Here is a 20129-nt window from a genome sequence, read left to right as displayed (position 1 = left end):
TGCGCGCGCGGTCGTCATCCGCCATCCCGCCGTCCCGCCATCCACCATCCACCATCCCCTCACGCGCCCGTTCGTCCCCGCCGGCGATGCCCCCTTGTCGGGCGAGCGATCGCGTGTGAGTATCCGACGTCCCCCACGAGGCAGGGCACGATGTCACCGCGCATCGTTCACGCGCGCCACGCCCCTCGGTTGTGCGCCGGTTCGACCCCCCACATCGCCGTCCGCGAGGTCATCGCCACGTGGGCGTCGGCCAGGAAGATCGCCTCGATCGCGGCAATGACAGCATTGGCCGCAGTCGCGGCCTGCGCCAGCGGCGGCGCCAAGCGCGGGGGCGTAGCAGAGAAGCGCACCGACATCATCTACAGGAACGAGATCGCCAAGTCCACGGCGCAGAACGCGTACGATGCCGTGAGGCTCCTGCGTCCCGCCTTCCTCTCCGGCCGAGGCCCCACCACCCTCCTGCAGCCCCGCGCCAGCAGCGTCGCGCCCGTGGTGTACCTCGACAACCAACGGTTCGGCGACGCCAGCACGCTGCGCAACATCCCGGTGGACGGGATCGTCGAGATCCGCTTCATCGGCGCCTCGCAGGCGCAACTCCGCTGGGGCATGGACCACCCCTCGGGGGCGATCCTCGTCGTGACCGGGACGGCACGGGCACCGTAGCGCACGTCCCCTTTTCCTGCCGGTGCACCCCGGCATCTTTACGGGGGCGCAACAACCAGTCGACCGGCAGTGGAGTCCCCGTGGACGTCGTGACATCGAAGGCGCGCCCCCCGAAAGGAGAGCGCGCCGGCAATCCCCCATCCCGTGCCCCACTCGGCGGACGGCGACTCGGCGCAACCGTGCGTCGCGTACGCGGCGTCTGTGCCGCGCTCGTCGTCGTCCTGGTGCCGGCATGCAGCGACGACCCCGGGGGCCCCGGCACCCCCATCCCTCCCGGCGTCTCGGCCGTGGAGGTGGTCCCCGCCACCGCCTGGCTTCCGGTCGGCGCAACGCTTCCGCTGGCAGCGAGCGCGCGAAGCACCGCGGGCGGCGCCGTCGGCGGCGTGACCTTCGACTGGTCGAGTGACGCGCCGTCGATCGCCTCCGTCAGCAGCAGCGGCGTCGTACAGGCGGTCGCGGCGGGACAGGCGCGCGTCACCGCCCGCGCGGGCTCGCTTCGCGCGACCGCGGAAGTGACCGTCGTCGGGACGGCCGCGCGTGTCCCGTCGTTCGGCGTCGAGCATGAGGGCGTCACCGACGTGTCGCTCCTTGGCATCTGGGTCGACGCGGCGAGTGGCGAGGGATTCGCCGTGGGGCAGGAGGGCGTGGTCCTGCAGGGGGCGGGAGGGCGATGGCGCCTCGTCAGCACCGGGACGAGGGAGACGTTCGTGGGCGTCTGGGGATCGAGCGCACGCAATGTCTTCGCCGTGGGGACCGGGGGGGCAATCTGGCACTATGACGGGGCGTCGTGGGCGCCGATGCCGACGCCGACGGGCGAGACGCTCCTCGACGTCTTCGGTCTCGGCCCCAGCGACGTCTACGCGGTCGGGACCGGCGGGACCGTCCTGCGCTTCGACGGCTCGGCATGGACGGTGATGTCGAGCGGGCGCGGGTGGGAGCTGTGGGGGATCTGGGGGACCGCCCCCGACGACCTGTGGATGGTGGGGCAGAACGGCGTCGTGGTGCGCTACGACGGCGCGCAGTTCCGCGAGGTCCCCTCGCCCACCACGGGCGCGCTGTTCGGCCTGTGGGGCAGCGCGCCTAACGACGTGTGGGCCGTCGGCGTCAGCGGCTTGATGCTGCACTATGATGGCGGCGGGTGGCAGCAGGTGAGCGCCGTGACGCGCCGCAACCTGTTCGGCATCTGGGGACGCACCGCCGCCGACATCTACGCCGTGGGGAACACCGGTGCCGTGCTGCATTTCGACGGCCAACAGTGGCGCGAGCTCGCCAACCCCGGCACCGGGCAGAACCTGCGCGGCGTCTGGGACGACGGCGCCGGCGGCGCCGCGCTCGCCGGGTGGGACGGGACGGTCCTTCGCGGGAGCGCCGCCACCGGGTGGCGCACCGACATCACCTCGCCCGTGCTGATGTCGGTGTGGGGGCCCGGCGATGGCACGCTGTACGCGGTGGGTGGCGGAGGCGCGGTCTTCGAGCGCAGCGGGGCGCAGGGGTGGACGCTCGCCGACGCACCGCCGGCGCAGCCGCTGTACGGGGTGCACGGCGCCTCACCCACGCAGGTCTACGCCGTCGGCGACACCGGCGCCATCCTCCGCTACGACGGGTCCCGCTGGACGCCGGAGGCCAGCGGCGTCAACGTGCTGCTGCGTTCAGTGTGGGCGGCGGACCCGTCGCACGTCTTCATCGTCGGCGAGCGCGGCGTCATCCTCCGATCGGCCGGCAACGGCACCTGGAGCGCCCAGGCGAGCGGCACCAACGCCTTCCTCCGGCACGTCTGGGGACTCTCGCCCACCGACGTCTACGCCGTCGGCGACTCCGGACTCGTCCTGCGCTACAACGGGACCACGTGGTCCGGCATGCCGACCCCCACTCGCCAGCTGCTCCGCGGCATCTGGGGGACCGGGGCCAGGGACATCTTCGCGGTGGGCGACTCGGCAACCATCCTGCGCTACGACGGGGTGCGCTGGTACGCGATGCCAAGCCCGGTCAACAAGGCGCTGCGTTCGGTCTGGGGGACGGGCCCCACCGACGTCTACGCGCTGGGTGAGGACGGCGTCATCATCCGGTTCGATGGGACGAGCTGGCAGGCGCTGCCCTCTCCCACCACGCGCTACCTCATCGCGCTGTGGGGCGAGCCGGGGCAAGGACGGCTCTTCGGGGTCGGGCTCCTCACGACCATCCGGGGGCCCGGACACGGGAGGCTCACGCCTCCTCTTCTTCCTCCTTTCTCGACTTCGCCGCCTCGGCCACCACCCGCTGCGCCGCGTCGGCGGGCATCTGCTCGTAGCCGTGGAAGCGCCGGCGGTAGGTGGCGTGGCCATGCGTCAGCGAGCTCAGGTCGGTGGCGTACAGGTGCAACTCCGCCTGCGGGACGAGCGCCCTGACCGTCGTCATGCCCGGCTCGGGCGAATCGGACCCGAGGATCTGCCCGCGACGCCCCGACAGGTTCCCCATCACGTCGCCCAGGTAGCTGTCGGGCGTCGTGATCTCGACCTGGTCGAGCGGCTCGAGGAGGATCGGCTTGCACTTGGGCGCCACGGCCCGGAACCCCAGGATCCCCGCCATCTTGAACGACATCTCGTTCGAGTCCACCGAGTGGTACGAGCCGTCGAACAGCTCCACCTCGAAATCGACGAGGGGATACCCGGCCAGGATCCCGCGCGCCGACGCCTCCTGGATCCCCTTGTCCACCGCCGGACGGAAGCCCGAGGGAATCACCCCCCCGACGATCTTGTCGACGAAGGCGTAGCCCGCGCCGCGGGGGCGCGGCGCCATGCGAATCCAGCAGTCGCCGAACTGCCCGCGCCCGCCCGACTGCTTCTTGTGCCGCCCCTGCCCTTCGCCCCGCCCCACGATCGTCTCGCGATAGGCAACCCGCGGCTTCGTCAGCTCGGCCGAGACGTTGTACTTCCGGCGCAGCTTGGCCAGCGACACGTCGAGGTGCCGCTCGCCGAGCCCGGCGATGATCGTCTCGTGGGTCTCGGCGTTGTAGCTCGTCTCGAACGTCGGGTCCTCGTCGTGCAGCCGGTGCAGCCCCTGTTGCAGCTTCTCCTCGTCGTTTCGCGAGGCGGCGTGCACCGCGAAGTGCACCACCGGCTCGGGGAAGCCGACCTGCGGGAGCCGAACCGGATGCTCGCGCGTGGAGAGCGTGTCGTTCGTGTGCGTGTTCTTCAGCTTCGCCACGCACCCGATGTCGCCGGCGTGCAGGACCGACACCTCGATCCGCTCCTTCCCCTGGGCCACGCACAAGTGCCCCATCTTCTCCACCCCGTCGCGGGTGGCATTGTACACGTCCTGCCCGTTGCCCACCGTCCCGGAAAAGACCCGGAAGTACGACACCTCGCCGACGTGCGGCTCGGACACGGTCTTGAAGACGAGCGCCGAGAACGGATTGGTATCGACGGCGTGGATCTCCACGGTATGGTCGCCTTCGGCCCCCTTGAAGGCATGGATCTCCTCCATCTCGAAGGCCGAGGGCATGAGTTGCACGAGCTCGGTGAGCATGGCCTGGATGCCGATCACGTGCTCGGCCGAGACGGCGAAGAGCGGGAAGAGGTCCATGCGCTTCATGGCCTCCTTCATCCCCTGGATCGCCTCGTCGCGCCCGATTTCCACGCCCTCGAGGTACCGCTCGAGCATCGCATCGTCGGTCGCCGAGATCGCCTCGATGAGCTCCTGATGGTACCGCTCGACGGCGCCCCTGGAGTCCTCGGGGATCTCGGTCTCGGTGTATTCGCCGCTCCTGGACCCGGGGGTGTACAGGTAGGCGCGCCGGGTGAAGAGGTTGATGACGCCGCGGAAGCCGGGGCCCGCACCGATCGGGATCTCGACCGGGACGACCTTGCTGGTGAGGCGCTCCTTGACCTGCTGGTAGACGCGGTCGAAATCGGCGTGTTCCTTGTCCATCAGCGAGACGGCGAAGAGGACCGGGTCGCCGCGGGACACCGCTTCCCTGAACACCTTCTCGGTCCCGACCTCGACGCCGGACTGGGCGCTCACGACGCAGATGACACCGTCTGCCGCCGCGATGCCGGCGACCGCGTCACCGTGGAAGTCGAGGTACCCCGGGGTGTCGATCAGGTTGATCTTGGTGTCCATCCACTCGGCGTAGGCGCACCCCAGGCTGATGGAGTAACCCCGCTCGATCTCTTCGGGGGTATGGTCGGTGAGGGTCGTCCCCTCCTTGATGGATCCGTGACGTTTACTCGAGCCGGACACGAAGCTCAGGGCATCGACCAAGGTGGTCTTGCCGCTGGCTCCGTGTCCGACTACCGCCACATTTCGGATGTCCGTCGCGCGATACTCACGCATTGCACTGGTCTCCCGTGGTGGGATGGTGACATGTGGGGAGACGCTGCTGCGCGTGTATGAGTGCGTCAAGAAGCGAACGCCCGATTGGCGTCGGACCCGGCGGTCGAGCTCGCGCGCGTCGGCGCCAGGCGAGAATGAAGACGCGGGGCGCCCCGAAGGGACGCCCCGCGCCGCAACTCTCGGACAGATCAGGTCTGGCGTTCAGTCTCCGTCGTGGTCGTAGTCGATGCCTACGGCTTGCCGGTAGCTGTCGAGGAGCGCGTCGGCACGCCCCCCCGCGGTCGCCGGAAGGATGGCCTGTGGGGTGAGGGTGAAGCTGATGGCGCGGCGCGCGCCCTCGGGCCAGTCGGGCATCAGGAGCCCTGCCACCAGCCGTCGGATCACCGCACCACACTCTGCGAGCAGCTCTTCCGCGGTCTGCTGCACCACCGCGAACGGGATGGCCAGGTCGCTGGTCACGAGATGTCCCGTCGATTCATCTCGCCACGCGGCGTCGCCCACCGCGCCGCGCTCGGGCCAGAGTGCCACGTGCCGAATCGTGTCCGAGCGCTCTCGGGGCTCACGATGAACTTCGACCGCCGCCGCCAAGGCGAGCGCCAACGACTCGGGGGTGGCAGCTCCGTAGAGCGTGACCACGTCCCGGGAGGGGCGCTCGAAGTTGAGCGGTGACGGCACGGAATTCACGTGCGCAAGCACCGTCGAGTGTTCGGGGCGATCCTCCAGCATCACGAGGACGTCCATCTCCCCTCCTTCTCGCTACGAAATGCCCCGGTGCGCTGACGGACCGGCGTGTCCGACGGCGCGTATCGGAGCAGGAGTCCTTACAACACTAGGACCCCGCCATCACGCGATCGGACACACCGCGAAGCTGAAGATTCGATTTCGTGACAGATCCCGTGTGACCGAGATCCCTTCGCGTCAGCGCCGGTCGCGCACCATGGCCATACCCGCAATGAACGCACCAGCGAGGAGGGCGAGGACGAAGGCAGTCTGTGCCGTGGTCAATGCGGCGAATGCGACCGCCCCGAGCGCCCCCGGGATCACGGTCGCCGAGAGCGCGCCGAGCACCATTGCGAACACGAGGGCGCCGAGCACGAGCCCCGTTCCCCGCAGCGCGGTCGCGACGGAGTTGAAGCACACGCCCCACAGCTCCATCCACAGAAAGTGCGCGATCGCGCCGACCAGTAGCGCGACGCCGCTCGAGGAAACCCCGAGCCGCCAGGAGGTGAGGAGGGCCCTCCCCCCCATCTCGAAGGGCACCGACGCGGTGCCATGGCGCAGCCCCAGGCCAACGAGGGCCCCAGCAGTAACGGCCCCGGCGAGGAGGCCAACGAAGAACCCGGCGCGAAGTCGGTCGGAATGCACGGGCGAAAGCAAGAGGGACGACGCCCGGCGCTCAAGGGGGCACTCACGCTTGCCGGAATTGTATACAGGCTATATTGAACCATCGGGCCTATCCGGACTCCCATGGAACAGTCAACAACGACACAGCAAGCGACCATCCTCGTCGTCGAGGACCGGCGCGAAGTGCTGGACGTGCTGCAGCGCACCCTGACCGACAACGGCTATCGCGTCCTCACGGCCGCCGATGGCGACGAAGGGCTTCAGGTCGCGCTCGACCGCAAGCCCGACCTGGTCATCCTGGACATCGGCCTTCCCAAGCGCAACGGCCTGGCGGTCTCCCGGGAACTGCGCGAGCGCGCCTTCACCGCGCCGGTCCTGATGCTCACGGCGCGCGACACGGTCCCCGACAAGGTCGAGGGCTTCGAAGCCGGGGCCGACGACTACCTCTCCAAGCCGTTCGAGTACGACGAACTGCTGGCGCGCGTCAAGGCGCTCCTGCGCCGCGCCACCATGCGCGACGAGGCCACCCTCCTGCGCGTGGGGGAGCTGACGGTCAACCCGCTCACTCGCGACGTGACCCGTGGCGGACGCGCCATCGCCCTGACCCAGAAGGAATACGCCCTCCTCGAGTACCTCGTGCGTCACGCCGGGATGCCGGTGACCCGCGAGCAGATCTCGGAGCAGGTCTGGAAGCAGCCCTTCGACCCCACGACGAACATCGTCGACGTCTACATCAACTACCTGCGCAAGAAAATCGACCAGGACGCCGACAAGCCGCTCGTCCATACGGTGCGCGGGGTCGGCTACATGCTCAAGGCCGACTGACCGGTTAACGGCGCCCCCAGGTCGTCCGTCCAACGCCCCACAGCCACGCTGGGGGGAACTCGACGTATGCGACCGGTTGCCGCCCACCTCCTCCGCTCGACCCTGCTGCTCGGCGTGGCGGCCTGTGCCCCCGCCGGGGCGCAGCACACCCCACCGCTTCCGCCGGTGGCCACCGCGGATGCTCGTCCCCTCGCCACCGAGCGCGACCCCAATCGCGCGCTCCCTCGCGAGCTGACGCGAGAGGAGCAAGTGCGGCACGTCCTGGGACGGCTCGCCTTTGGCCCGCGCCCCGGCGACGTCGAGCGTGTGACCGGCATGGGCGTCGACCGGTGGATCGCGCAGCAGCTCGAGCCCGCGCGCATCCCCGATCGCGCGATGGAGCACGTGCTCGCCAGCTACGCGACCCTGGACCGCAACGCCGGCGAACTGTTGCGCGACTTCCCGCCGCCGGCCGCGCTCCTGGCCCGGCGGCGGCTGCGCGGCGACACCCTGGCCACCACCGATTCGGCCGAGCTCCGGGCGATGGCCCGCGAGAATCGCCGCCTGATCGGCGAGGTCTTGTCGGCGCGCGTCGCACGAGCGGTCGGGAGCGAGCGGCAGCTGCAAGAGGTCATGACCGATTTCTGGCTCAACCACTTCTCGGTCTTCGCCGGGAAGGGGCAGCTGCGCTACTACCTGGCCGACTACGAGCGCGAGGCAATCCGCCCCCACGCTCTCGGACGCTTCCGTGACCTCCTCGGCGCGGTGGCGAAGAGCCCCGCCATGCTCCTCTACCTCGACAACGCACAGAGCGTGGCCGACAGCACCCACCCCACGCTGGCCAACCGGGGCGGGGCGATGCGCCAGCGCCGCGTGGCCGCCGCGATGGCCCGCCGGCGCGCGACGATGAGCGAGGAGCAGCGCCGGCGACTCGACACCATCCAGGCGCGCCGCCCCAGGGGATTGAACGAGAACTATGCGCGCGAACTCCTCGAGCTGCACACGTTGGGCGTGGACGGCGGCTACACCCAGCGGGACATCATCGAGGTGGCGCGCGCCCTTACCGGGTGGAGCGTTCGCCCTCCCCGCCGCGGCAGATCGGCCTTCCAGTTCAACGGCGCGGCGCACGATGCCGGCGACAAGGTGGTGCTGAGGACGCACCTTCGCGCCGGGCGCGGGATAGAGGATGGGGAGGAGGTGCTCGACCTCCTCGCACGCCACCCCTCTACTGCCCGCTTCATCGCCCGCAAGCTGGCGGTGCGCTTCGTGAGCGACACACCACCTGCATCGCTCGTCGATCGGGCGGCCGATACGTTCCGGCGCACCGACGGCGACATCCGCGAGGTCGTGCGCACGATCGTCACCTCGCCGGAGTTCTTCTCACGCCCGGCCTACCGCGCCAAGGTCAAGTCACCGTTCGAAGTGTTGGTGAGCGCGGCGCGTGCCCTCGGCGCGGCAGCCGACACCTCCGCCGTCAGCGCCATGATGGTGGGACGCCTCGGGCAGCCGATCTACGGCCACCAGGCCCCAGACGGCTGGCCGGAGACAGGGGAGCCCTGGATGAACACGGGCGCCATTCTCCAGCGGATCAACTTCGGCCTGGCGATCGCCGCCAGCCGCATCCCCGGTGCCCGTGTCGCGTCGTGGCCGCCGTACGATCGGTTGCGGGACGCCCCGCGTGAGGCGCAGGTCGACGCGGTCGTCGACGCCTTCCTCGGGGGACAGGCCTCGCCGGAGACCCGCGAGATCCTCGTGCGCGGCGAGAACCCGCTGCTGGGGAGGGACCAGGCAGCGCCCGCCCCCCCCGGCCGGCCGGAGCGCCCCCGCGCCCGAGCGCCGCGCCTCGCCGGCCTCGACCAGGTCATCGGCTTGGCGTTAGGCAGTCCCGAGTTCCAGAGGCGGTAGCCGCAGGCATCCGCCCGCGCACGCTCCCGCCCCCCGTACCCCTCCCCTCTCCCGTCCCAGGATCCATGCATCGCCGCGTCTTCGTTCGCTCCGGCGCCCTGGCCCTGGCCACCTTCGGCCTCTCGCCGTCGTTCCTGCGACGCACGGCGCTGGCGACCGCGCTCCCCCGCGCCGGCAAGGGAAAGGTCCTGGTCTGCCTCTTCCAGCGTGGCGCCGCCGACGCCCTCAACGTCGTCGTTCCGCACGGCGAGCCCGCCTACTATCGCCTGCGCCCCGACATCGGCATCGCACGCCCGTCGCGCGCCGAGGCGGCCAGCGCCCTGGACCTCGATGGGTTCTTCGGGTTGCACCCGGCGCTCGGCGCCCTCCAGCGCCTGTACGCCGAGGGAGTGCTCGCCCCGATCCACGCCGTCGGGAGCCCGAGCGCGACGCGCTCGCACTTCGACGCGCAGGATTACATGGAGTCGGGGACCCCGGACCGGAAGTCGACGCGCGACGGATGGCTCAACCGCTACCTCGCGGTGGCCGGGACGTGCGAGGCGTGCTCCCCGACCCCCTTCCGCGCCGTGTCGATGACGGCCCAGACACCGCGCATCCTGGACGGGGGGGCGCCCGTGGTGGCGATGTCGTCGTTAGGCGACTTCACCGTGCGGGCGGCCGGCTCGTCGGCCGAGCGCCTCGAGGCGCTGTACCGCACCGGCTCGGCCGACCTCGTCCACGCCTCGGGGCAGGAGATGTTCGAGGCGGTGAAGATGCTCCGCAGCGCCAACCCGGCGCGCTACCTCCCGCAGCACGGCGCCGAGTACCCGCGGACCCCCTTCGGGCAGCGCCTGCGCGAGATCGCCCAGCTCATCGAGGCCGGCGTCGGACTCGAAGTCGCCTTCGCCGACGTGGGCGGTTGGGACACCCACGTGAACCAGGGCAGCGGAACGGGGCAGCTGGCCAACCGCCTCCGCGACTTCGGCGACAGTATCGGCGCCTTCGTCACCGACATGGGCGACCGGATGGACGACGTCGTGATCCTCACGATGTCCGAGTTCGGGCGCATGGCCCGCCAGAACGGGACCGGCGGGACCGATCACGGGCACGCCGGCGCCATGTTCGTCATCGGGGCGAGGGCGATCGGCGGCAAGGTGCACGGGCGCTGGCCCGGCTTGGAGCAGGAGCAGCTCTACGAGGGGCGCGACCTCGCCCTGACGACCGACTTCCGTTCGGTCTTCTGCGAGGTCCTCGAGCGGCACTTCGGCGCCACCGACCTCACCCGCGTCTTCCCCGGGTTCGACGCGCGCCGGCTGGACTATCCGGGGATCCTTCGCCCGGCGTGACGCATCACGCCGAGGGGGGATCGCCGGGGGCGTCGGGCGCGCGCCGCTCGTGCGCCGATCCCGCGCCGCTCGTGCGCCGATCCCGCGCCGATCGTGCGCCGATCCCGCGCCGCTCGTGCGCCGATCCCGCGCCGCTCGTGCGCCGATCCCGCGCCGCTCGTGCGCCGATCGCGCGCGGGTCGCGCGCGGGTCGCGCGCCGGCCGCGCGAGGGAGCTCGGCATGCCGCTGACGGTCCGGATCAGCGCCGTCCCGGTTCCTCCCGGGCCCCGGTGAGCGCGTAGTCGCCCACTTGCTCCAAGGTGAGGTTCCCTCCGCAGAGAATCGTGGCGACCCGCTTCCCCGCCCAGCGCCGCGGGTCGGCGATCATCGCCCCGATCCCGACCGCCCCCGCGGGTTCCACGACGATCCCGAGATGGGCGAACAGGCGCCGCATCGCGCCGAGCGTGGCGACGTCGTCGACCAGGACGATGTCGTCGACCAGCGCCTGGATGTCGGCGACCGCCTCGGGGATCGGGACACGCACGGCGATCCCGTCGGCGATGGTGTTGGCACTCTCGGTCTCCACCGGTTGGCTCGCGCGCCAGCTGAGCGCCATCGACGGCGCCCCTTCGGCGCAGACGCCGACGATGCTCGTGGCCGGGGCGTGGGCACGCATCCACGTGGCCACGCCGCCGAGGAGCGCGCCGTTGCCCAGGGGGACGAGGAGGACGTCGATGGGATCCGGCCAGGTCGCGAGCTCGACGCCGATCGTCCCCGCTCCCTCGGTGATGGCGACCTCGCGCCCATCCTCGACGTAGCGGGCGCCATGCCGCGCGGCGTGGTCGCGGGCCGCCGCCTTGGCGGCGTCGAAGTCGTGTCCCGCCAGGTGCACGCGGGCCCCGAGGGCGCGCATGCGCTCGATCTTGAGCGGATTGGCGTTGACGGCGGCGAAGACGTCGAGGGCGATCGCGCGCCGGCGCGCCGCGTAGGCCAGCCCCTGCCCGAAGTTCCCCGCCGAGGCGCAGGCGAGGGGGCGGGATGCGTCGGCGAGCTCGCGGACGAAGAAGTCGGCGCCACGCCCCTTGAAGGAGCGGATCGGGTTCACCGCCTCGACCTTGACGACGACGTCGGCCCCGAGCGAGGCGCCTAACGATTCGGCACGGAACTGCGGCGAGCGCAGGAAGACCGGGTCGATCTCGCGCGCCGCGCGGGCGATCCGGTCGAGGGAAATGCGTGAGGAGGTCATGCCGGCTCCCAAACTACATCCTCCGCCGAACCATCCGCCGGAAGACCTCCGCGATCCGGTCGCCGATGGCGCGCTCGAAGCCGGACACCCACGCGTCGTCGTCCCTGGCCGACTCGCACGAATACTCGGTCGGCTCCGTCCCGGGCTTGAACCATTCGCGGCGACGCGTCTCGCACCACTCCTCGGCGAGCATCCCGGTCGCCGGATCGATGTCGCGGCTGATCAAGCCGTCGGGAGCCTTCCAGGCGGCCCCGTTCTCGCGCTCCCGCCACCCGCGGCGATAGAAGTCGGCCCACGCGGGGGCCGCGAACCGCCCGCCATTGGCCCCGTCCCCGAGCGAACGCGGCGTGTCGTAGCCGAACCAGAAGCCGGCGACCAGGGTCGGCGTGTATCCCACGAACCAGACGTCGCTCCCGTTGTTCGTCGTCCCCGTCTTCCCCGCGACCGGGCCGGTAATGCCGGCCGCGCGCACCGCGCGCCCCGTCCCCTCGTCCACCACCGAGCGCAGCATCGAGGTGAGCTGGAAGGCATCGCGCGGATCCATCACCGGGGTCGTCGTCACCGGCGTGGCCCACAGGAGGCTTCCGTCGCTCCGTTCGATCCGCCGCACCAGTCGCGGGGTCACCCGGAGCCCGCCGTTGGCGAACGGGGCGTAGGCGGTCACCAATTCGAGCGGGGTGACCTCCACGGCGCCCAACGCGATCGACGGCACCACCTGCAGGTGGCTCGAGATCCCGTTGCGGTGGGCGACGTCGACCACGCGACTCTCCCCCACCGCCCGCGAGACCCGCACCGTCGCCGCATTGGCGGACTGCGCCAACGCCTGGCGCAGCGTCACCCGCCCGCGATACTCGTCGCCATAGTTGGCGGGCGTCCACACGTCGTTCCCGGTCTCGATGGAGATCGGTTCGTCGTCGACGATCGTCGCCGGGGTGAATCCGGCGGTGAGGGCGGCCGCGTAGACGAACGGCTTGAAGGCCGACCCGGGCTGTCGCCGGGCGGCGAGCGCGCGGTTGAAGCTCCCCCGCTCGTAGCGGCGTGCGCCCACGAGAGCACGGATGTCGCCGGTCCGAGGGTCGAGGGCCACCATGGCGCCCTGCAGCTCCGCGGAGGCATCGTCACGCCCCCGCTCCCACGACGCCTCGCGCGCAATCCGGTCGGCGTGCACCCGCACCGCCCGCTCCGCCTCCCGCTGGGCGGTGAGGTCGAGGGTGGTGTACACGGTCAGCTCCGACATGCGCTCCCCCGCGCTCCGCAGGACCGAGTCGACCGTCGAGCGCACGGCATCCAGCGCGAACGACTCGTTCGGCTGGGGAGGCGACCACTCACGGCGCGCGATCGCGAGCCGCTCCGCGCGTGCCGCCACCACCCCGATGTCGTCCAGGTAGCCGGCGTCGCGCATGAGGCCAAGGACCAGGTCCCGTCGTGCCAAGGCGCGCGCCGGGTTGCGGCGCGGGGTGTACGCCGATGGCCCCTTCGGGAGCGCCGCCAGCAGCGCCCCCTCGGCAATCGTCACGTCCTCGACCCCCTTCCCGAACAGGTCGCGGCTCGCCCCCTCCACCCCGTACACCCCGTTGCCGAGGTAGATGACGTTGAGGTAGCGCTCGAGGATCTCGTCCTTCGTGAGGTGGCGCTCCAGCAGTCTCGCCAGCCGCAACTCGAGCAGCTTGCGCCCCAACGAGCGGTCGAGCGCGCGGTGCTCGGCGATGAAGGTGTTGCGCGCCACCTGCATCGTGATCGTGCTGAAGCCCTCGCGCACCCCGAGCGCGGTGACGTTACGCCACGCCGCCCGCGCGAAGCCGCGCCAGTCGATCCCGGCGTGCGCATAGAAGCGACGGTCCTCGGTGGCGATGAAGGCCTGGCGCACGTGCGCCGGGACGCGGGCGAGCGGGACGTTCACCCGCCTCACCGGCGCCAGCCGGCCGATCAGGCGACCGTTGCGGTCCAGCACCCGCCCCCCTTCGGGAGGGCGAAAGGCGCGGATCGCGGCGGGCGTGGGACAGCCGGCGAAGCCGCAGGTGACCACCCAGGCATCGAAGGCCGCGGCGCCGAGCACGAGAGCCGACACCCCGACGACGGCGCGCCGATGACGGCGCAACCAGACACGGGGCGGATTGCCGGGGTCGAGGCGAAAGGCCGCGCGCAGCGACTGCCAGTGCGCGACGAGCGAAGCGCGAAGCGTCATCGACTCTCGAGGAGGGGCGTACCTCCCTGATACGGGATACGCCCCCGAAGGTTTCCCCGGACGCCCGCTAGAACTTCCACCCCCGCAGCGCCTTCAGGGCGGTTTCCAGCGCGTCGCGCTGGGCCTGGTGCTCCGCGCGTTCGAGCAGCGACTCGTAGGCCGCCACGGCGAGGTCGAGCATCTCGTAGTCCTGCTCGTTCCCCGCGACGCCCGTGGCATTGTCGGCGACGTTGGCCAGCGCGAGATCGTCCCCCGGGAAGCGCGCGACGACTTGCTGCCACCGCCCCACCCGCTGGCGCGGATCCGATTCGGAAAGCGCCCAGAGGTGCCACGCGCCGCGGTTGCCGGGGTCGGCGGCGATGGCCCTGCTCGCGAGTACGCCGACGACGTCCGGCCCTATCCCCATCAGCCAGTACGCATTGGCCAACACGACCAGCGCACGCGCATTGTCGGGCTGCGCCTCGACGACCACCTCGTACAGCGGGGCGACGATCTCCGGCGCATCGCGATACGGCTCCGCGGCCACGACCACCGCGTCAGGCGTCGCCGTTCGCGCGAGCGCCTGCACGCGTTCCTTCAGCTCCGCGATGTTGGAATGGGTGTGATAGTCGGCGACGATCGACGCCAGCTCGCCGGAAAGTCCAGGGACGGGTGCGGTCATGCTGCAAGATAGCGCCCCTCCCAAGGACCGGCGCCGAAGCGTGCGACGATGGCGAGGGGGGCCAGGGGGGCGTGGGGAGGGGCGACCGCGCGCCCTCGCCCGGGGCCGCGGGGGCGAGCGTGCCGGATGTTGCCCCGCGCGCTCGTCGCTGGTCTGTAAGGAAAGGCGCTGCTTGCGCGAATGGCGGAGGGGTGCGATACTCACAGTATCCGCGGGCGGGGTACAACCGCCTCAGGTACTGCGAGGTACTGCGCCGCACTGGCCCCGGCAGTGTCCCGGCACCCCCGGGAGGTGGCCTTACGCGGTCGCGATTTGGCGGTAGTGGTCATCAGCAGCGCGTGAGGTTTCCGCGTTGCACGTTGACGACGTGATCGGTGCGACGATCGCACGAGTCGTCCCTCACAGCTCGAAACTCCGGTCCCCAGGTCCTCCAGCGCCGATCGCTTTGCGCCCGGCGCGTTCCGACCGAACTCCTCAGGACACCAGTCCGTATTCGCGTTGTCGCGCGGCCGTGCCGCTCGCTCGCCTGCTCACACCCACACCATTCCCACTGAATGACCGAACGCCGACGCCCCTATCGTCGCGGCCGGAAGCCGTACACCAAGCGCCAGCAGGGCGCCGAACCGTACGCCGAGCCGAACCCCTATCGTGATGGCGAGGCCGAGGGCGCGAGCGCCGAGGGGGGCGCACCGGAAGGCGTCGAATCGGAGCCGCCGCGCGAGGCGCGCGCGACCCCGACCGAGGAGGGAGCGCCACCCGCCAGCGATGCCCCGAGCGGAGCCGACGAGGGGGACGGCGTCCGGGAGGCGAGTGCCCCCCGCGAGGCGCAACCCGGTGGCGAGCGCCCCTCCCGCCACGAGTTCCAGCGCCGCGACGGCGAAGGCGGCGGACGCCGCGGTCGCCGCAGCCGGCGGCGGAACGGGCGCGGGCGCGGAGGCGAGGGACAGCCGCAGGCGCCGCCGCAGCCGCTCGTCGCCGACGGCGAGACGCTCGGCTGGTTCGATTCCTCGCGCGACGGCGGCTTCATTCGCCGCGCATCCAACAGCTACCTCGCCGATCATGGCGACGCGTGGATTCCGCCGCAGCTCGTACGGCAGTACACGCTGCGCCGCGGCGACCAGGTGGCCGCCACCACCGCGCGCGACCATCGCGGGCGCAACGTCTGCGTCGAGGTGGTGCAGATCAACGGCGTCGCCATCACCGAACTCGGGCGGCGCCCGGACTTCGGCTCGCTCACGGCCACATATCCCGAGCGGCGCCTAACGCTGGAAACCGGGCGCCCGGCCAAGGGTGGCCCCGAGCTCACCCGCCGCGCCATCGACCTCGTGGCCCCCATCGGCTACGGGCAGCGCGCCCTCATCGTCGCCCCGGCGCGCGCCGGCAAGACGATGCTCCTCCATGCCATCACGGAAGGGATCGCCGTCAACCATCCCAACGCCGTCCTCATCATCCTCCTCGTCGACGAGCGCCCGGAGGAAGTGAGCGAGGCCATCTCGTGGGGAGTGGGAGAAGTGGTCGCGTCGTCCTTCGACCAGCCGGCCCCGCGCCACGTCGAGGTCTGCGAGATGGTGCTCGAGCATTCGCGGCGCATGGTGGAGATGGGGAAGGACGTCGTCATCGTCCTCGACTCGCTCACCCGCATGGCGCGCGCCCACAACACCGCCGAGCGTGGCTCCGGACGGACGATGTCGGGGGGACTGGACACGAGCGCCATGGCCAAGCCCAAGGCCTTCTTCGGTTCCGCACGCGCCGTGCACCCCAAGGACGGCGGCGGAAGCCTCACGATCATCGCCACCGCGCTCGTCGAGACCGGGTCGCGCATGGACGAGGTGATCTTCGAGGAGTTCAAGGGGACCGGCAACTGCGAGATCAAGCTCGATCGCTCGCTCGCCGAGAAGCGCATCTTCCCCGCCTTCGACATCGCGGCCAGCGGCACGCGCCGCGAGGAGAAGCTCTACAAGGATGGGCAGCTCGATGCGATCTACACCCTCCGCCGCGGGTTGCAGCAGATGCCGCCGCAGAGCGCGATGGAATGGCTCATCAAGCGCATCGCGGCGACGACGAACAACGACGCGCTGCTTGCGGGACTGTAGATAGGGGCAGAAGACGAGAAGACGAGAAGACGAGAAGACGAGGGGCTCTGGCGCACGGAGTGCGGCAGGGCCCCTTTCCTTTGCCGACGTTCTTCCACCTGTGTCCCACCCTACTCGCAGCTGCATTCCACCGGGCGGCGGGCGGCGCGCTCGGGAGGGGGCGCGGGGCGCCTACCTCGACTCGCCCTCGCCGTCCCCGGACTGGAAGCGCAGCGAGGCGGAGTTCATGCAGTAGCGCAGCCCCGACGGCTGGGGGCCGTCGTCGAAGAGGTGGCCCAGGTGCGCGTCGCAACGCCGGCACAGCACCTCGGTTCGGCGCATGAAGTGCGAGTGATCGCCCTCCGTCGCCACCGCCTCCGCCGAGATGGGTGCCCAGAAGCTGGGCCACCCGCTCCCCGAATCGTACTTCGTCTCCGACGAGAACAGCGGCTCCCCGCAGCAGGCGCAATGATACGTGCCGCTCGCGTGGTGGTCCCAGTACGCACCGGTGAAGGCGCGCTCGGTCCCCTTCCGCCTGGTGATCTGGAACTGCTCGGGCGTCAACTGCGCCGCCCACTCGTCATCCGACATCCTGACCTTGTCGCTCATGGCACCCTCACTTCGTCACCGCGAGGCGCACCGTGCCCCTCGCTCACTTCGTCCCGGCGCTTGCACCCGCAATGGCGCCGGCCGTGCCGGCGCGGCGGGGATCGCCTCCTCCCCGCACGCGTGCGCCGTCGATCATCACCGCCGCGCCGTATCCCATGCGCAGCTCCCCCTTCAGCGAGATCATCTCCAGGCGATACCCCATGTCGCGCAGCGTGGCCACGACATCCGGGGAGAAGCCATCCTCGAGGTCGATGACCGGAACGCGCGAACCGGGCGCCCCCCCTCCCCCTCTCTGTCCGGAGAGAAAGCGTGGCAGCTCGAGCGCACGCTGCGGCCCCAGCCCGAGGTCGCTCATCCCCACCAGTGTCTGGTAGACGGCCGAGGTGATCCAGGCGTTCCCGGCCGCCCCCAGGGCGAACCAGGGGCGCCGGGCCGAGCCCTCGCCGCGGAAGACGATCGTCGGCGCCAAGGTGCTCCCGTGACGCGCATAAGGGAGGCGGGCGCCGTAGCTCCCCGGATCGGTCCCGTACGACGTGAGCTTGTCGTTGTACAGGAAGCCTAGTCCGGGGGTGACGTAGAAGTTCCCCCCCCACGTCCCCAGCGTCTGCGTCACCGCCACGAGGTTGCCCTCGGCGTCGCCGACCGCGAAGGCGGTCGTCCCCTGCGGGCGACAGTCACTCCCCGAGGCGTGGTCGAGCCCCGCGCACTCGTCGCGGGCCCCCCACGCGCCGGGGGCGAGCTCGGCGTCTCGCTCCGGGGCGTCGTCGCGCGCGCCGCGCGCCGCGTGCCCCTCCTTCGGGAGAGCGGGCGCAGCACACCGCAGCGTGTCACCGCGGAAGATGGCTGGGTCGAGGGCGCGCCCCGGGGTGAAGCAGCGCCAGCGCACCGCCGCCGTGTCCTTGCTGGTGAAGGGCTCGGTGTTGACGGGCCACAGCGACGGATCGGCGATCCGGTTGCGCAAAGACGGCGCCAGCTGCCAGGCGGCGATCATCGCGTGCAGCGAGGGGGCGTCGTCGGCGTAGGGACGCGGGACGCCGAAGCGTTCCAGGTTGTTGAGCTGCGCGGCCAGGAGCGCCCCGCCGCCCACCGGCGGCGCGCTGGAGAAGACCGCATTCCCCCTGTAGGTGGCGTGCACGGGCTCGCGCTCGGCGGCGAAGTAGCGGGCCAGGTCGGCCGGGCGCATGGCGCTCCCCTTCCCGCGCAGGTCCTGCACGAGGCGTCGCGCCACCTCGCCGCGGTAGAAGCCATCGGCGCCCCCCTTGGCCACCTGCTCCAGCGTCCATGCGAGGTCGGGGTTACGGATCGTGTCGCCGGCGGCCAGCGGCGTGCCGTCGCGGAAGAAGAGCGCCCGGCTCCCCTCGTACTTGGCGAAGGCGGCGCGCTCGCGCATGAGCGTGGTGGCCAGGCCATCGCTCACCACGTAGCCGTCGCGCGCCGCGCGGATGGCCGGGGCGAGGAGGTCGCTCCACGGTACCTTGCCGCTCCCGTGCTTCTTCCACGCCGCATGCATCCCGGCGACCGTGCCGGGGACCATGGCCAGGACGGGGCCGTCCGGCGGGTAGCGCCCGTCCTGCAGCAGCGACGCGTTGGAGAGTCCCGCCTCCTCGGGGACGCGCGCCATGAACTCGAACAGGACCGGGCGCTCCATCCCCTCGAGGTGGATGAGCATCTCGCCATAGCCGCCCATCCCGCTGGCGTCCGGTTCGACCACGCCTAACGCGAACGACACCGCGACGGCGGCATCGACCACGTTCCCGCCCTTGCGCATCACCTCGAGTCCCGCCTCGGTGGCCAGCGGGTGGGCGCTCGAGACGGCCGCGCGCCCGACCGCCTCGTCGCGGAATGGCGGGCGCTCGCGGAGCATGCGGTGGACGACGCGCTCGAGCTCGACGTCCGAGGCGGCGGCGAGCGCCCGCGGGCGGTACGCATCGCGCAGCGTCCGCCAGTCCTGGCGACGGGCGGCCGGCGATGGGGCGGCCGGCGATGGGGCGGCAAAGTACAGCCGGTCGAGGCGCTCCCAGATGCGGTCGAACAGCTCGGCGTTGCGCGCCCGGCGGTCGGGCACGGCGGGCGGGGACGCCATCGCCGCCGCCTCGCGTGGCGCGACGGGCGCGTCCACCCACTGCAGCCTGGCCACGTTGCCTAACGACTCCGCCACCCGGTCGCGGAGGCGCTGCGGGTCGCCGTTGTATCCCGGCTCCTCTCCCTCGGACTCCGCCACCGCGAGCCACCGGCCATCGGGCGACCAGGCGACGCTTCCGCGGACGAACGTGGCCACGTTCACATAGCGGCCATCGCGCGCCGCCACATAGGTCGCGGCACGCGGGGTGGCGGACCCGAAGGCCAGGCGCGTGCCGTCGGGCGCCCAGGCCGGGCGCTCCACCGCGCGGTCGGAGACCACGACCGTGTCGCCGGCCTGCTCTCCCGCCCCGCGTACGCGCAGCCGGCGCCCGGTCTCCGTCAGCTGCACATAGGCCATGCGCTCCCCGTCGGGCGACCATGTCCCCCATCGCTCGGGGAGCTCGTGCCGCGTCAGCCGCCGCTCGGCGCCGTTGGCGTCGCGCACCCAGAGGCGGGCCTGGCTCCCGCGCCCGCGCGTGAAGACGATGGCCCCGCCTGGCCCCACCGAGGGCTCCGTGTCGTCGTCACGATCGGAGGTGAGGCGCTCCGGCTCCCCCGCCCCGCCGTCTCGCACCGCGACGCGCCACAGGTCGAGCCCGCCCGCGCGATCGGAGGTGAAGACGAGCGACGCGCCATCCGGGGACCACGCGGGCTCCCGGTCCCACGCCCCCCCGGCCGTCAGCCGCAACCAGCCGGCGTCGCGCCCGGGGCCTCGCTGCACCCAGAGGTCGCCATCGATGCTGACGGCGAGCCGGCCATCGGGCGCGAAAGCCGGGTCGCGCATCGGCGGCTGCGTCGCATGGGCTTGTGCCGTGGCAGTGGCGGGGGCGGGCGACGGCGAGGCGGCGCCCTGCAGGAGGGCGGCAGCGAGCAGGAGGGGGAGGGGCATGCGCAGGGGTGAGG

At 71.6% G+C, this 20129-nt stretch carries 14 protein-coding genes; 6 read left to right on the top strand and 8 right to left on the bottom strand.

Annotated features, from left to right (window positions below; genetic code table 11):
- The first annotated feature begins 285 nt into the window (after positions 1-285).
- Positions 286-663 carry a hypothetical protein gene (locus ABS52_12860; protein ODT02702.1) on the top strand — a complete coding sequence of 126 codons (378 nt, stop codon included), beginning with the start codon at positions 286-288 and terminating at the stop codon, positions 661-663.
- Positions 664-2865: 2202 nt separating this feature from the next.
- On the opposite strand, the gene ABS52_12855 is transcribed toward ABS52_12860, so the two are convergent.
- The 3 genes from ABS52_12855 to ABS52_12845 form a co-directional block, all read right to left on the bottom strand.
- Positions 2866-4974 carry a hypothetical protein gene (locus tag ABS52_12855; GenBank protein ODT02701.1) on the bottom strand — a complete coding sequence of 703 codons (2109 nt, stop codon included), beginning with the start codon at positions 4972-4974 and terminating at the stop codon, positions 2866-2868.
- Between the two features lie 201 nt (positions 4975-5175).
- On the bottom strand, positions 5176-5715 hold the full coding sequence (locus ABS52_12850; protein ID ODT02700.1) for a hypothetical protein: 540 nt from the start codon (positions 5713-5715) through the stop codon (positions 5176-5178).
- Positions 5716-5892: 177 nt separating this feature from the next.
- On the bottom strand, positions 5893-6339 hold the full coding sequence (locus ABS52_12845; protein ID ODT02699.1) for a hypothetical protein: 447 nt from the start codon (positions 6337-6339) through the stop codon (positions 5893-5895).
- Positions 6340-6441: 102 nt separating this feature from the next.
- Here ABS52_12845 and ABS52_12840 point away from each other — a divergent pair, with 102 nt between their 5' ends.
- The 4 genes from ABS52_12840 (at position 6442) to ABS52_12825 (ending at position 10582) form a co-directional block, all read left to right on the top strand.
- On the top strand, positions 6442-7143 hold the full coding sequence (locus ABS52_12840; GenBank protein ID ODT02698.1) for a DNA-binding response regulator: 702 nt from the start codon (positions 6442-6444) through the stop codon (positions 7141-7143).
- 66 nt (positions 7144-7209) lie between these two features.
- Positions 7210-9027: a hypothetical protein gene (locus tag ABS52_12835; protein ODT02697.1), complete on the top strand. Its 1818-nt coding sequence runs from the start codon at positions 7210-7212 to the stop codon at positions 9025-9027.
- A 65-nt stretch (positions 9028-9092) separates the two neighbouring features.
- The gene (locus tag ABS52_12830; protein ID ODT02696.1) at positions 9093-10352 is read left to right on the top strand and encodes a hypothetical protein; all 1260 of its coding nucleotides are present in this window, start codon (positions 9093-9095) and stop codon (positions 10350-10352) included.
- Entirely contained in the window at positions 10349-10582 is a 234-nt protein-coding gene (locus ABS52_12825) for a hypothetical protein (GenBank protein ODT02695.1), read from the top strand. Before ABS52_12830 ends, ABS52_12825 begins: the two co-directional genes overlap by 4 nt.
- 9 nt (positions 10583-10591) lie before the next feature.
- On the opposite strand, the gene ABS52_12820 is transcribed toward ABS52_12825, so the two are convergent.
- The 3 genes from ABS52_12820 to ABS52_12810 form a co-directional block, all read right to left on the bottom strand.
- A complete protein-coding gene (locus tag ABS52_12820) occupies positions 10592-11578 on the bottom strand; it encodes a hypothetical protein (protein ODT02694.1) in 987 nt (328 codons plus the stop codon).
- A 13-nt stretch (positions 11579-11591) separates the two neighbouring features.
- A complete protein-coding gene (locus ABS52_12815) occupies positions 11592-13763 on the bottom strand; it encodes a hypothetical protein (GenBank protein ID ODT02693.1) in 2172 nt (723 codons plus the stop codon).
- Between the two features lie 67 nt (positions 13764-13830).
- Complete coding sequence (locus ABS52_12810) at positions 13831-14424, bottom strand: hypothetical protein (protein ID ODT02692.1); 594 nt, start codon at positions 14422-14424, stop codon at positions 13831-13833.
- Between the two features lie 554 nt (positions 14425-14978).
- Between ABS52_12810 and ABS52_12805 the strand changes: the two genes are divergently transcribed.
- Positions 14979-16517, top strand: coding sequence for a transcription termination factor Rho (locus ABS52_12805; GenBank protein ID ODT02691.1), 1539 nt, complete (start codon positions 14979-14981; stop codon positions 16515-16517).
- Between the two features lie 171 nt (positions 16518-16688).
- Here ABS52_12805 and ABS52_12800 read toward each other — a convergent pair whose 3' ends face one another.
- Together ABS52_12800 and ABS52_12795 are read right to left on the bottom strand one after the other, a co-directional pair.
- Complete coding sequence (locus tag ABS52_12800) at positions 16689-17105, bottom strand: peptide-methionine (R)-S-oxide reductase (protein ODT02690.1); 417 nt, start codon at positions 17103-17105, stop codon at positions 16689-16691.
- A gap of 43 nt (positions 17106-17148) precedes the next feature.
- The gene (locus ABS52_12795; protein ID ODT02689.1) at positions 17149-20115 is read right to left on the bottom strand and encodes a hypothetical protein; all 2967 of its coding nucleotides are present in this window, start codon (positions 20113-20115) and stop codon (positions 17149-17151) included.
- Between the last annotated feature and the right edge of the window lie 14 nt (positions 20116-20129).

It is taken from the genome of Gemmatimonadetes bacterium SCN 70-22 (genome assembly GCA_001724275.1).
Classification (GTDB): domain Bacteria; phylum Gemmatimonadota; class Gemmatimonadetes; order Gemmatimonadales; family Gemmatimonadaceae; genus SCN-70-22.
This window is presented reverse-complemented; position numbering and strand designations above follow the sequence as displayed.

Excerpts from the sequence above, each read along its gene's own strand:
- ABS52_12855 (ODT02701.1), bottom strand. The coding sequence starts at position 4,974 with ATGCGTGAGTATCGCGCGACGGACATCCGAAATGTGGCGGTAGTCGGA.
- ABS52_12850 (ODT02700.1), bottom strand. The coding sequence starts at position 5,715 with ATGGACGTCCTCGTGATGCTGGAGGATCGCCCCGAACACTCGACGGTG.
- ABS52_12840 (ODT02698.1), top strand. The coding sequence starts at position 6,442 with ATGGAACAGTCAACAACGACACAGCAAGCGACCATCCTCGTCGTCGAG.
- ABS52_12835 (ODT02697.1), top strand. The coding sequence starts at position 7,210 with ATGCGACCGGTTGCCGCCCACCTCCTCCGCTCGACCCTGCTGCTCGGC.
- ABS52_12830 (ODT02696.1), top strand. The coding sequence starts at position 9,093 with ATGCATCGCCGCGTCTTCGTTCGCTCCGGCGCCCTGGCCCTGGCCACC.
- ABS52_12820 (ODT02694.1), bottom strand. The coding sequence starts at position 11,578 with ATGACCTCCTCACGCATTTCCCTCGACCGGATCGCCCGCGCGGCGCGC.
- ABS52_12815 (ODT02693.1), bottom strand. The coding sequence starts at position 13,763 with ATGACGCTTCGCGCTTCGCTCGTCGCGCACTGGCAGTCGCTGCGCGCG.
- ABS52_12810 (ODT02692.1), bottom strand. The coding sequence starts at position 14,424 with ATGACCGCACCCGTCCCTGGACTTTCCGGCGAGCTGGCGTCGATCGTC.
- ABS52_12805 (ODT02691.1), top strand. The coding sequence starts at position 14,979 with ATGACCGAACGCCGACGCCCCTATCGTCGCGGCCGGAAGCCGTACACC.
- ABS52_12800 (ODT02690.1), bottom strand. The coding sequence starts at position 17,105 with ATGAGCGACAAGGTCAGGATGTCGGATGACGAGTGGGCGGCGCAGTTG.
- ABS52_12795 (ODT02689.1), bottom strand. The coding sequence starts at position 20,115 with ATGCCCCTCCCCCTCCTGCTCGCTGCCGCCCTCCTGCAGGGCGCCGCC.